A 12,150-nucleotide genomic window follows, 5' to 3' on the forward strand; every position below is an offset into this window, starting at 1 on the left:
TGACTGGAGCAAACCCCTCCCATGCCGATGCCGACCATCAAACACGTCCGCGCTTACACCGTACGCGGCGGCGGTGCCGATTACCACGACCAGGGCGAAGGCCACTGGATCGACGACCACATCAGCACCCCCATGGCGAAATACCCGGAATACCGGCAAAGCCGCAAGCGCTTCGGCCTGAACGTATTGGGCACCCTGGTGGTGGAAATCGAAGCCAGCGACGGCACCATCGGTTTTGCCGTCACTACCGGCGGCGAACCGGCCTGCTGGATCGTCGAAAAGCACCTGGCCCGCTTCATCGAAGGCGCTCGCGTCACGGATATCGAGAAGATCTGGGACCAGATGTACAACGCCACGCTCTTCTATGGCCGCAAGGGACTGGTGCTGAACACCATTTCCGGCGTCGACCTGGCGCTATGGGACCTGCTGGCCAAGGTCCGTCAGGAACCCGTGCATGCATTGCTGGGCGGCCCGGTGCGCGACGAACTGGTGTTTTACGCCACCGGCGCGCGGCCCGACCTGGCCAAGGACATGGGCTTCATCGGCGGCAAGCTGCCGCTGCACCACGGCCCGGCCGAGCGCGACGAGGGCCTGCGCAAGAACCTGGACCTGCTGGCCGACATGCGCGGGCGGGTCGGCGACGACTTCTGGTTGATGTACGACTGCTGGATGAGCCTGGACGTGGAATACGCCACGCGCCTGGCCACCGCCGCCTATCGCGACTTCGGCCTGAAATGGATTGAAGAAGCCTTGCCGCCGGACGACTACTGGGGCTACGCCGAGTTGCGGCGCAACGTGCCGCGCGGGCTGATGGTCAGCACCGGCGAACATGAAGCCACCCGCTGGGGCTTTCGGATGCTGCTGGAAATGGAATGCTGCGACCTGGTGCAGCCGGATGTGGGCTGGTGCGGCGGCATCACCGAACTCATCAAGATCGCGGCGCTGGCCGATGCCCACGGCAAGCTGGTGGTGCCGCACGGCTCGTCGGTGTACAGCTACCACTTCGTCATCACCCGGCACAACAGCCCCTTCGCCGAATTCCTGATGATGGCGCCAGAAGCCGACCGCGTCGTGCCCATGTTCCACCCGCAACTGCTGGATGAACCCGTGCCGGTCAATGGCCGCATGAAGGCCTCGGCGCTGGATGCGCCTGGATTCGGGGTCAGACTCAACCCCGCCTGCGAATTGCAGCGGCCCTATACCCACTAAGGTCCGCGCTGGACGCGGACGCTCCGGTTTCGTATACTCCCCCCCTGTATCGACCGGAGCCCGCCGTGCCCCATTCCCCCGCTGAAAAGAAGCGCGTCACCACGCGCCTGCGCCGTATCCAGGGCCAGGCGCTGGCGCTTGAGCGCGCCGTCAACGAAGGCACGGAATGCGGTGCGCTGCTGCAGCAGCTGGCCGCCCTGCGCGGCGCGGCCACGGGCCTGATGGCCGAAGTGCTTGAAAGCCATCTTCGGGAAACCTTCCTGCAATCCGCCCAGGGCGGACGACCCGGCGCGACGCTCGAACCCGAAGCGGAGATCGATCAGGTCATGCGCATCGTCCGTTCCTATTTGAAATAACGCCACCCGACCTCGTGGAGCAAAGCTTATGAAATCACGCGCAGCAGTCGCATTCGGACCCGGCAAGCCGCTGGAAATCGTTGAAATCGACGTCGCGCCGCCGCAGCGCGGCGAGGTGCTGGTGCAGATCACCCACACCGGCGTCTGTCATACGGACGCGTTCACCCTCAGCGGTGACGACCCCGAAGGCCTGTTCCCCGCCGTGCTGGGCCACGAAGGCGCCGGCGTGGTGGTCGAAGTGGGCGAGGGCGTCACGTCGCTCAAGCCGGGCGACCACGTCATTCCGCTCTACACGGCCGAGTGCCGCGAGTGCAAGTTCTGCCTGTCGGGCAAGACCAACTTGTGCCAGAAGGTCCGCGCCACGCAGGGCAAGGGCGTGATGCCCGACGGCACCTCGCGCTTCAGCTACGAGGGCAAGCCGCTGTACCACTACATGGGCTGCTCGACGTTCAGCGAGTACACCGTGGTGAACGAAATCTCGCTGGCCAAGATCAACCCGGCCGCCCCGCACGAGAAGGTCTGCCTGCTGGGCTGCGGCGTCACGACCGGCCTGGGCGCGGTGCACAACACCGCCAAGGTCAAGGAAGGCGATACCGTTGCCGTGTTCGGCCTGGGCGGCATCGGCCTGGCGGTGATCCAGGGTGCGGTGCAGGCCAAGGCCGGCCGCATCATCGCCGTGGATACCAACCCGAACAAGTTCGTGCTGGCCAGCGCCATGGGCGCCACCGACTGCATCAACCCCAAGGACTACGACAAGCCGATCCAGGAAGTGATCGTCGAACTCACGGACGGCGGCGTGGACTTCTCGTTCGAGTGCATCGGCAATGTGCACGTGATGCGCGCCGCGCTGGAATGCTGCCACAAGGGCTGGGGCGAAAGCATCATCATCGGCGTGGCCGGCGCCGGCCAGGAAATCAGCACCCGCCCGTTCCAGCTGGTCACCGGCCGCGTATGGCGCGGCTCGGCCTTCGGCGGCGTGAAGGGCCGCACGCAACTGCCGGGCATGGTCGAAGACGCCATGAGCGGCAAGATCGACCTGGACCCGTTCGTCACGCACACGCTGCCGCTGGACCGCATCAACGAAGCGTTCGACCTGATGCACGAAGGCAAGTCGATCCGTACCGTGATTCACTACTGATCCCGCCTGGTGCACCCAGACAGGCCCGGCGCACTGCGCCGGGCCTTTTTGTTTGTGTGACGAACGCGAGACATCACCGCTTGCGCATATGACAGCCTTGTCATTCATCTTCACGTAATCTTGGCCCGCGACCATGCGCCCTCGTAAAACAAGAGGGATGCACGCATGAATACGTGGAAGAGGACTGCCGGCGCGGCGGCATTGAGCCTGATGATGGCACTGCTGGCCGGATGCGGCGGCAGCGACGACGATGACGATACGCCGGCTACCCCGGCCCCTGCGCCCACGCCGGGCCCGGCGGCCAGCCGGCCCATGGAACTGACGATCCTGCACATCAACGATCATCACTCCAACCTGGACAGCAAGAAGAAAGACCTGAAGCTCAAGAACGCAGCGGGCTCCCGCGTGACTGTGAACACGGACGTGGGCGGCTTTCCGCGCGTGACGGCGGCCTTCAAGGAACTGGCCGCGAAATCGCCCAACGTGCTGAAACTGCACGCGGGCGACGCCACCACCGGCACGCTGTACTTCAACCGCGCGGGCGATCCCGGCGAGGCCGATGCCGCGCTGATGAACACGGTCTGCTTTGACGCCATGACGCTGGGCAACCACGAATTCGACAAGGGCGACAGCGGCCTGAAGCGTTTCATCGAGCTGCTGCATGCCGGCACCTGCCAGACCCCCGTGCTGAGCGCCAACGTGACGTTCGGCGCCAACTCGGCGCTGAATCCGTCGCGCGCGCCGGGCATGGTCAAGCCGTCCGTCACGCTGACTCGCGATGGCCAGCCGATCGGCCTGGTGGGCCTGACCATCGCCAACAAGACGCAGCAGTCCTCCAGCCCCGATCCCGGCACGCTGTTCTCGGACGAGACCGCCGCGGCACAACAGCAGATCGATGCGCTGCGCGCCCAGGGCGTGAACAAGATCGTGGTGATGAGCCACATCGGCTATGACTACGACAAGCAGATCATTCCCAAGCTGAGCGGCGTGGACGTGGTGGTGGGCGGCGATTCGCACACGCTGCTGGGCCCGGCTGCGCTGTCGACCTACGGCGTCGGCTCGCCCGCGGGTGCCTACCCGACCGAACTGCGCAACAAGGACGGCAAGCGCGTCTGCCTGGTGCAGGCCTGGGAATACTCGCAGGTGGTGGGCGAGCTGAAGGTCAGCTTCGATGAAAACGGCGACGTGACGGCCTGCGCCGGCACCCCGCACGTGCTGGTGAGCGATGCCTTCACCATCAGCGGCGCGGCGCCCGCAGCGGCCGACAAGACCGCCATCCTGGCCGACGTGGCCGCCAGCGGCTTCCTGCGCGTGCAGGCGCCCGACGCCCAGGCAACCTCGGTGCTGCAGCCTTTCAAGGCCAAGGTGGATGCGTTCAGCGCCAGCCTGGTGGCGTCGGTGCCGCAGGAACTGTGCTCGCGCCGCGTGCCGGGTGGCCCGGGTTCGCGCGATTACACGCGATCCAGCGTCGCCTGCAATACCTTGGGCAACGTCAACCTGCACGGCGGCGACATCCAGCAACTGGTGGCCCAGGCCTATCTGGAAGTGGCCAACGCCAGCTACGGCGGCGCCGACATCTCGCTGCAAAGCGGCGGCGGCGTGCGCGTGCCGTTGCTGGGCAACGTGACGGCAGCCAACGTGATCGAGGTCGTGCCGTTCGGCAACATGCTGTGGCGCCTGGACATCACCGGCGCCGAGGTCAAGAGCATGCTGGAAGACGGCATGCAGGCGGTCTACGGCTCGGGCGGCTCCACCGGTCCGTACCCCTATGCCGGCGGCCTGCGCTGGGACGTGAACGCGGCGTTGGCCGAGGGTAGCCGGGTGTCTCGCATCGAGGTGTTCGACAATGCCAGCAGCAGCTGGCTGCCGCTGGACCTGGCCCGCACCTACAAGCTGTTCGTGCTGAGCTTCAACGCCACCGGCGGTGACGGCTACAAGACGCTGGCCAACGTGCCCGCGGCGCGGCGCCAGGACATCGGCGTGCTGGATGCCGACGTGCTGCAGGCCTACATCGACAAGCAGGCCAAGGATCCCGTGTCCGGCCTGCCGGTGCTGAACCTGCTGCCGATCAGCCAGTACAGCACGCAGACGTACAGCGAGTAAGCGACAGGCCGGCGCCCGGACCGGGGCGTCGGCCTGGTGCACCGGGCCGTACCCTGGCCCGGCAAACTAGTCCAGGAACACGGCCCCGCCGCACAAGGCCACGCCAACGAGCAAGCCGGTGGCGGCCAGCCTGTAGCGTGGCCGCGCCTCGCGCAAGGCGCTTTCCGCATAGATGCGCTCGGTCCCGTCCACGAAGGCCTCCAACGAAAAATCGCGCACCGCTTTCTGCCGTGCGGCGGCGCCCATCGTCGCCAGGGTTGCACGCGCATCCAGGATGTCCAACAACGTCTGTGATACGCGATCCACCGCCCTGGCCGGCACGACCCAGCCGTCGACGCCCGGCGTGATGTTCTCGGCCAGCCCGCCCGTGTCGCTGACGATGACGGGTTTGCCGGCCGCCATCATTTCACGGCAAGCGAATGAGATCGTCTCCAGCCGCGACGACAGCACGAAGCCGACATCCATCGCCGCCAGCACGGGCCGCACATCGCGCAGCAGGCCGGTGAACTGGACCGCATCCGCCATGCCCAGGGCCTGGACGCGTTGCCAATCGCCTGGCGGCGGCGGGCTGCCCGCGACCAGCACCACGATCTGTCGCCGCGCCGCCTCGGGCAGTCTGGCCACCGCCTCGACCATGTCCAGCCAGTTCTTGTAGGCCGCCGTGCCGGCCTGGCTACCGACCACCAGGCAGTCCTGCAACGCCGTGGGCAACCAGCGGGCGCGAGCCTCGCGGGCCTCTTGCGGGCTGGCCGGACGATAGTGAGCCGTATCCACGCCATTGCGCACCATGCGCAGGTCGGCTCGGCGAAACGCCGATTCGCCCATGTGCTCGAACGTGTGTCCGCTGACGCAGATGACGCGGTCTGTCGCCAGGCGCGCCCGTACCCGCGCGCCCAGGCTGCGCGGGTAGCGGCTGTTGTGCTGCGTATAGACGAAAAAGGGACGATCGGCGCCCATACCCAGCGCGGCCAGCATGCACAGGCGATGATCGGCCGAGCCGTTCACGTGAATCACGTCGAAGGCTTCGTCGCGCAACAGCATCCGCAACTGTCGCAGTGCGCGCCATTGCTGCGCGGGCCGCCCTCGGAAAGGCAACGCAATCGCGCGGATGCCGGGCAGGGCGGCTGCCTCGTCCAGCAGGCGGCTGCCCGCGGGCGCCGCCACCGTGATGCAGGCCTTCGGCCCCAGCGTGCGCGCCAGCGACACGACATACGTCGTATGGCCGCCGCCATCGCCCTGATGGAAGTTGGTGTACAGAATCTTCATCGATGCATCCGCCAGGCCAACTCGTCGTTACTGCGCATCGCGCAGCGCCTGGCAGAAAGCCGCCGCGAACTCGGGGCCGCCGCGCATGCGCAGGTACGTCGCGTAGTGCTCGCGGTACCGCTCGCTATAGACGTCCGGCAGGGGCCTTGCACGCGACAGCTGCGACAAGCCCGACGCGCGCCAGACGGCGACGTCGGCGCGCACCGCCGCGCGTGGCATCTGGCCTTGCGCCAGCTGGGCCGATACCGCGTTGCGCACGGATTCGGGCAAGTTGCATTCGCCGTCCGGCATCTGCGGCAGGCCAATGGCCGGCGCAGACTGCGCGGCGTGTGCGGCCGGCAGGCCGGCCATCATGAGGGTGGCGCACGCCACCAGGATCGATCGCTTCATAGACGCTCCGTGGCGGGCCTGGAACAAGGCGGCCCGCTCGACAAGACCAGTCTATGGAGGGCGTCCCGACAGAACGCGGACAGGCAGATTAGTTTTCTGTAATGTCGCGGTCGGCAATGGAAAAGCCGATGGTCGTCACGCCGCCTTCCGAGCGGGCGAACGGCCGACCGCCGTGCATGCGGGCAATGGCGGCCACGATGGCCAGGCCCAGGCCGTGGTGGTTCGCATCGAAGGGGCGCGCCGCATCCATGCGATAGAAGCGGTAGAACAGGCGCGGCAGGTGCTCCTGGCCGATCGGGTCGCCCTGGTTGCGCACGGCGATGCGGATGCCGTCGGCGTCTCGATCGATGAGCAGGTCGATGCGGGTACCGGGATGCGCATAGCGCACGGCGTTCGACAGCAGATTGGATACGGCCCGCTGCAACAATGGCCGATCCACCCTGGCTGCCGCATCGCCAGACACCGCCAGGGACAGGTCCGCGTCCAACGCCTCGGCCTCGTGATAGGCGGCCACCTCGGCCACGGCCTGCGCCAGGCTCTCGGTGCGGGCGCCACGCGCCTGCGCGCCACGGTCGGCCTGCGACAGGAACAGCATGTCGTTGACGATGCCGGAAAGGCGTTGCAGTTCTTCCAGGTTGGACCCCAGGATTTCCCGCAGCACGCTTTCCGGACGCTTGCCGCTGAGCGCCAGTTCGGTCTCGCCAATCAGCGTCGCCAGGGGCGTGCGCATCTCGTGCGCGACGTCGGCATTGAAGCCTTCCATCTGCACATAGGCGCGTTCCAGGCGCTGCAACACCGCGTTGAATTGATGCACCAATGGCCGGATCTCTTCGGCCTGGTGGCTTTCGTCCAGGCGCTCGCCGATACGGTCGGGCGACAGCCGCGCCGCCTGCCGACCCAGTTCATCCACGGGCGCCATGGCCCGCCGCACCAACAGCGTGCCGATGGCCGACACCACGATGGCGCCGGCCAATGCGCAGGCCAGCAGCGTCCAGGCCAACGCGGCGCGCAGATGCAGGTCGGACGTGATGTCCAGCACCAGTTCGGCGTTCATCGAACCGCGCGGCGAACCGGGCACCGGCAGCGTGAAGCTGATGCGCCGGTCGTGCCCCTGGCTGGCATCGCCGTCGTCCGGCATGCCGTATGCGACTTTCTCGCCGTCCAGTTCCAGCACCAGTGAAAAATCCGGCTTGCCGTAGAAGAAGTCGTCCAGCTTGTGCCGCAGCGACGATGAATCGCCCTTGGCCGCGTTTTCCTCGACCAGGTGCTTGATGACTTCCATCTTCTGCGTCAGCAGCGCCTCCTGGCGAATCGACAGGTTGACGTTGGTGGCCCAATAGACCACGGCGCAGATCACCGCCAGCGCGGCGAACGTCTGGATCGCCAGCCAGCGCGAGAGCCAGCGGCGCAATGACCGGGCACGCGGCGCGACCATCAGTCTTCCCGCACTTCCAGCACGTAGCCCATGCCGCGCACCGTGTGCAGGAGCTTTTTCTCGAAGGGGTCGTCGACCTTGCCGCGCAAGCGCCGCACCGCCACCTCGACCACATTGGTATTGCTGTTGAAGTTGATGTCCCAGACCTGTTCGGCCAGTTCCAGGCGCGACAGCACTTCGCCCTGCTTGCGCATCAGCAGCGCCAGCAAGGTGAATTCCTTGGCGGTCAGGTCCAGCCGCGTGCCGGCGCGGTAGGCGCGGCGGCGCAGCAGATCCAGTTCCAGGTCGCCGATGCGCAGCACGTTCTGGCCCCCGGCCTCGGCCACGTTGTGGCCGCTGCGGCGCCCCAGCGCCAGCACCCGCGCCAGCAGCTCGGACAACGCAAAGGGTTTGGCCAGGTAGTCGTCGGCGCCGTCGCGCAGGCCCTTGACGCGGTCTTCCAGCTTGTCGCGCGCGGTCAGCATCAGGACCGGCACGCGGTCGGTCTTGCGCAGTTCGTGCAGCACGGCAAAGCCGTCCATGCCCGGCAGCATCACGTCCAGCAGGATCAGGTCGTACTGGCTTTCGCGGGCCAGGTGCAGGCCGCTGACGCCGTCCATGGCCACGTCGACCACGTAGTTATGCTCGGTCAATGCCCGGCGCAGGTACTCGGCGAGTTTCTTCTCGTCTTCAATAACCAGTATTTTCATGGGGCCCCGGGATGAAAGAAGGGAACAACCGCAACACGCCGACGCCCTATTCTACGGTCGCGGCGCCGGCCCATGGCAAACGCCGCCCTGGCGCGGCGGCGCGGGACGGCGGCGGCAGGGCGACCCGCGCGCGCGCCGGCAACGGCGCGGCAGCGGGCGGCGGGGCCAGGCTTCAAGCCGGTCAGCCCGGCGAATAGATGGCCGCCAGGCGCTCGCGTTCAGCCGGCGTCATCGCTTCGACTTCGGCCAGCGCGTCGGCGCGGGTGCGCGACGTGCCCTGCTTGGCCCAGCCCGGCTTGCCCAGGTTGCGGTAGGTAAAGAACCACTGCTTCGAGTCGGCCTTCGCCGTCGCCAGCTCATCGACGACCTGCGCGCGGGTCTTGCCGCCGTCGGCGTGGTCCAGCGCGGTGGTGTAGCCGATTTCGGTATTGGCCGTGTGCCAGGTGTTGTTGGCGCTGGCGAGGGCGGGAATGAGCATGGCGGCGCTGACGGACAGCGTGGCGACGATACGGTGCTTCATGAGGATCTCCTTGGTCCGGTGACTGGCCGGGGCGGCGAAAGGCGCCGCGCCTGCACGCTTTTTGTTAAGCGGTGAAGACACTTTACGGACCGGACCTCGTCAATTCGGCGACGCGCCGATTACGAATTCGTAATGCGCGCAAACCTTACCGAAATGTCATTTTTCTGTCGGGGATCTGACGAGGCCCGTTGGATAAAGTGCCCGCAACTGCCTGCCTCAGCCCGAGTCCGCGGCGCCATTTCCCTGGTAGACCTCATGCGCTTATCTTCCCTATCGCTCGTCGTGGCGACCGTCTTTGCCGTTGCGCCGGCCTGGAGCCAACCCGACGCCCGACCGCCTGCGCCGGGCCTGTCTGGCCTGTCGGCGCCGCTGCCCGCATCCGCCGCGCCGCGCCTGGCGGACGCATCCCGCACGCTGACGCTGGAACAGGCGCTGGCCAACGCGTACGAACGCAGCCCGCTGCTATCCGCCGCGCGCAACGAAGCCGCGGCCAGTGAAGGGCAGGTCACCCAGGCCGGCGTCATGCCCAACCCCAGCATCGACGTCGGCATCGACGACAACCGCCGCACCACGCGCACCACCTCGACCATGCTGAGCATGCCGGTGGAGCTGGGCGGCAAGCGCGCGGCGCGCGTGCAGGCGGCCGGACTGGCACGCGACATCGCCCAGCGTGACCTGTCGTCGGCGCGCGCCGATCTGCGTGCCGGCGTCATTGCCGCGTTCTTTGACGTGGCGGTGGCGCAAGAGACCGTGCGGGTCTCGCAGGGCACGATCGAGATCGCCGAAAACGCGCTGCGCCTGGCCGACCGCCGCGTGGCCGCCGGCAAGGCGCCGCCCCTGGAAAGCAGCAAGGCGCGCGTGCAGCTGGCCAATTCGCGCATCGAGGCGCGCGCCGCCGACGCTGCACTGGCCACCGCCCGCCGCACGCTGGGGCAGCTGTGGGGCGCGCCGGAACCCGATTTCAGCCAGGTCGGCGCCGACCTGCAGGCCTTGCCCCAGCGCGGCGCCATCGATGATCTGCGCGGCGCGCTGGCGGCCTCGCCGCGGATGCAGGCGGGCCGGCTGGCCGTGGACTTGGGGCGCGCGCAGCTGGAAGTCGAAAAGAGCAAGCGCTACCCCGACATCACGCTCAGCGCCGGCATGGCCCGCGACAACGAACAGGGCCGCAACAAGGCGCAGTTCGGCGTGGCGATTCCGCTGCCGCTGTTCGACCGCAACCAGGGCAATGTCTATTCGGCCACGATGCAGTCGTACAAGGCGCAGGACCTGTACCGCGAACTGGAGTCGCGCATGACGGCCGAGCTGCTGCAAGCGGTCGCCCAATTCGACCTGGCCGCCGGCTCGGTCCGCGAGTATCGCGCCACCGTGCTGCCTGGCGCCACCGAAGCCTATGACAGCGCCCGCAAGGGCTTTGAAGCCGGCAAGGTGAGCTTCCTGGAAGTGCTGGACGCGCAGCGCACGCTTTCGCAAGGAAACATCGGCTACCTGACCGTCCTGGCCGGCGCCTACCAGGCCTCCGCGGACATCGACCGCATTCTCGGACGTTGAACTTCCCTATCCCATGACCCGACTCCACGCGCTTTCCCTCTTTTCCCGTCCGGCGCTGGCCGCCGCCCTGGCCGCCGCCTGCCTCTTGACCACCGCGCCCGGCCTGGCCCGCGCCGACGGCGCCGCCGGACACGGCCACGAAGCCACCGAACAGGGCGCACGCGGCGGTGCGCTGACCCGCGCCGATTCGAACAGCGTCGAACTGCTGCTGGCCGAAGCCGATGGCCGCTCGACACTGCGACTCTGGGCCACGGCCGGCAAGCAGCCCGTCGCCGTCGCTGGCCTGACAGTCAAAGCCACGCTGACCCGGCCCAATGGGACGGTCCAGACGCTGGACTTCAAGCCCGACCAGGACGGCCTGGCCAGCGTCCAGTCCATCGACGAGCCGCACTTCTTCGAGATCGAGGCCGAGGTGTCCTGGCCCGGCCTGGCCCAGCCCATCACCGCGACGCTGGACCGCGACGAAGGCAAGATTGCCTTGAACGCCGAACAGATCAAGGTGGCGGGTATCCAGACCGAGGCCGCCGCGCCAGCAAGGCTGGAGACCTCGTCGCAGTTTCCCGGCGAAATCAAGTTCAACGCCGACCGGACCGCCCACGTGGTGCCGCGCCTGGCCGGCGTGGTGCAAGAGGTATCGGCGGACCTGGGCCAGCAGGTCAGGAAGGGCGAGCTGCTGGCGGCGCTGTCCAGCACGGCGCTGTCGGAACTGCGCAGCGAATGGTTGGCGGCCAGCAAGCGCCGCGACCTGGCCGCCGCGACCCACCAGCGCGAATTGAAGCTGTGGCGCGAGAAGGTGTCCGCCGAGCAGGACTACCAGCAGGCCCGCACCGCCTTGCAGGAAGCGCAGATCGCGGTGCAGAACGCCGAACAGAAGCTGGCCGCCATCGGCGCGCCGCCGCAGTCCAAGGACCTGAGCCGATTGGAGATACGCGCGCCGTTCGACGGCGTCGTGGTCGAAAAGCACATCGTGCTGGGCGAGGCGCTGCCGGACACGGCCAGCATCTTCACGCTGTCGGACCTGCGCACGGTGTGGGCCGAATTCGTGATTGCGCCCAAGGACCTGCAGGACGTGCGCGTGGGTGAGGCCGCCAGCGTGGCGTCCGCTGCGTTCGCGGGGCGCGCGCTGGGCAAGGTCTCGTACATCGGCTCGCTGCTGGGCCAGCAGACCCGTACCGCCACGGCCCGCGTCACGCTGGACAACCCGGACATGGCCTGGCGGCCGGGGCTGTTCGTGTCGGTGAACGTGGTGGTCAGCAGCGCCGAAGCGCCCGTCGCCGTGGCGGCCGACGCCATCCAGACCGTCGAGAACGAGCCGGTGGTGTTCGTGCAGGTGCCCGGCGGCTACCTGGCGCAGCCTGTCAAGCTGGGCAAGACCTCGGGCGAACAGGTCGAGGTGCTGGCGGGCCTGGCCCCCGGCGTGCGCTACGTCTCGCAGGGCGCCTTCGTGCTGAAGGCCGAGCTGGGCAAAGCCAGCGCCAGCCACGCGCACTGAGCCG

Annotated in this window: 11 protein-coding genes; 6 read left to right on the top strand and 5 right to left on the bottom strand. The window is 67.7% G+C overall.

All coding sequences use genetic code 11. From position 1 onward, the window contains the following. Positions 1-21: 21 nt before the first annotated feature. The 4 genes from rhmD to U858_RS0124990 all read left to right on the top strand — a co-directional run bounded on the left by rhmD (position 22) and on the right by U858_RS0124990 (position 4,806). Positions 22-1,209, top strand: a complete 1,188-nt coding sequence (gene rhmD, locus U858_RS0124975; protein ID WP_025139861.1) for an L-rhamnonate dehydratase — start codon at positions 22-24, stop codon at positions 1,207-1,209. A gap of 65 nt (positions 1,210-1,274) precedes the next feature. Continuing rightward, on the top strand, positions 1,275-1,565 hold the full coding sequence (locus U858_RS0124980; protein ID WP_025139862.1) for a metal/formaldehyde-sensitive transcriptional repressor: 291 nt from the start codon (positions 1,275-1,277) through the stop codon (positions 1,563-1,565). 28 nt (positions 1,566-1,593) lie between these two features. Next, positions 1,594-2,703, top strand: coding sequence for an S-(hydroxymethyl)glutathione dehydrogenase/class III alcohol dehydrogenase (locus U858_RS0124985; protein WP_008164710.1), 1,110 nt, complete (start codon positions 1,594-1,596; stop codon positions 2,701-2,703). A gap of 165 nt (positions 2,704-2,868) precedes the next feature. Further along, positions 2,869-4,806 carry a bifunctional UDP-sugar hydrolase/5'-nucleotidase gene (locus tag U858_RS0124990; protein WP_025139863.1) on the top strand — a complete coding sequence of 646 codons (1,938 nt, stop codon included), beginning with the start codon at positions 2,869-2,871 and terminating at the stop codon, positions 4,804-4,806. Between the two features lie 66 nt (positions 4,807-4,872). On the opposite strand, the gene U858_RS0124995 is transcribed toward U858_RS0124990, so the two are convergent. The 5 genes from U858_RS0124995 to U858_RS0125015 all read right to left on the bottom strand — a co-directional run bounded on the left by U858_RS0124995 (position 4,873) and on the right by U858_RS0125015 (position 9,106). Next, on the bottom strand, positions 4,873-6,072 hold the full coding sequence (locus U858_RS0124995; protein ID WP_025139864.1) for a glycosyltransferase family 4 protein: 1,200 nt from the start codon (positions 6,070-6,072) through the stop codon (positions 4,873-4,875). Positions 6,073-6,099: 27 nt separating this feature from the next. Continuing rightward, positions 6,100-6,462 (bottom strand): hypothetical protein, encoded by a 363-nt coding sequence (locus tag U858_RS0125000; protein ID WP_025139865.1) that lies wholly within the window; start codon positions 6,460-6,462, stop codon positions 6,100-6,102. 88 nt (positions 6,463-6,550) lie between these two features. After that, a complete protein-coding gene (locus U858_RS0125005) occupies positions 6,551-7,897 on the bottom strand; it encodes a heavy metal sensor histidine kinase (protein ID WP_025139866.1) in 1,347 nt (448 codons plus the stop codon). After that, entirely contained in the window at positions 7,897-8,586 is a 690-nt protein-coding gene (locus U858_RS0125010) for a heavy metal response regulator transcription factor (RefSeq protein ID WP_025139867.1), read from the bottom strand. Before U858_RS0125010 ends, U858_RS0125005 begins: the two co-directional genes overlap by 1 nt. A gap of 181 nt (positions 8,587-8,767) precedes the next feature. After that, the gene (locus U858_RS0125015; protein WP_025139868.1) at positions 8,768-9,106 is read right to left on the bottom strand and encodes a DUF4148 domain-containing protein; all 339 of its coding nucleotides are present in this window, start codon (positions 9,104-9,106) and stop codon (positions 8,768-8,770) included. Between the two features lie 255 nt (positions 9,107-9,361). On the opposite strand from U858_RS0125015, the gene U858_RS0125020 reads away from it, so the two are divergent. Then, positions 9,362-10,654 (top strand): TolC family protein, encoded by a 1,293-nt coding sequence (locus U858_RS0125020; RefSeq protein WP_025139869.1) that lies wholly within the window; start codon positions 9,362-9,364, stop codon positions 10,652-10,654. Between the two features lie 13 nt (positions 10,655-10,667). Continuing rightward, complete coding sequence (locus U858_RS0125025) at positions 10,668-12,146, top strand: efflux RND transporter periplasmic adaptor subunit (RefSeq protein WP_025139870.1); 1,479 nt, start codon at positions 10,668-10,670, stop codon at positions 12,144-12,146. Positions 12,147-12,150 lie beyond the last annotated feature (4 nt).

This window comes from Achromobacter sp. DH1f (assembly GCF_000633435.1).
GTDB lineage: Bacteria > Pseudomonadota > Gammaproteobacteria > Burkholderiales > Burkholderiaceae_B > Achromobacter > Achromobacter deleyi.

Bases quoted from the DNA above. Each gene is read 5' to 3' on its own strand.
- rhmD (WP_025139861.1), top strand. From the start codon at position 22: ATGCCGATGCCGACCATCAAACACGTCCGCGCTTACACCGTACGCGGC.
- U858_RS0124985 (WP_008164710.1), top strand. From the start codon at position 1,594: ATGAAATCACGCGCAGCAGTCGCATTCGGACCCGGCAAGCCGCTGGAA.
- U858_RS0124990 (WP_025139863.1), top strand. From the start codon at position 2,869: ATGAATACGTGGAAGAGGACTGCCGGCGCGGCGGCATTGAGCCTGATG.
- U858_RS0124995 (WP_025139864.1), bottom strand. From the start codon at position 6,072: ATGAAGATTCTGTACACCAACTTCCATCAGGGCGATGGCGGCGGCCAT.
- U858_RS0125000 (WP_025139865.1), bottom strand. From the start codon at position 6,462: ATGAAGCGATCGATCCTGGTGGCGTGCGCCACCCTCATGATGGCCGGC.
- U858_RS0125005 (WP_025139866.1), bottom strand. From the start codon at position 7,897: ATGGTCGCGCCGCGTGCCCGGTCATTGCGCCGCTGGCTCTCGCGCTGG.
- U858_RS0125010 (WP_025139867.1), bottom strand. From the start codon at position 8,586: ATGAAAATACTGGTTATTGAAGACGAGAAGAAACTCGCCGAGTACCTG.
- U858_RS0125015 (WP_025139868.1), bottom strand. From the start codon at position 9,106: ATGAAGCACCGTATCGTCGCCACGCTGTCCGTCAGCGCCGCCATGCTC.
- U858_RS0125020 (WP_025139869.1), top strand. From the start codon at position 9,362: ATGCGCTTATCTTCCCTATCGCTCGTCGTGGCGACCGTCTTTGCCGTT.
- U858_RS0125025 (WP_025139870.1), top strand. From the start codon at position 10,668: ATGACCCGACTCCACGCGCTTTCCCTCTTTTCCCGTCCGGCGCTGGCC.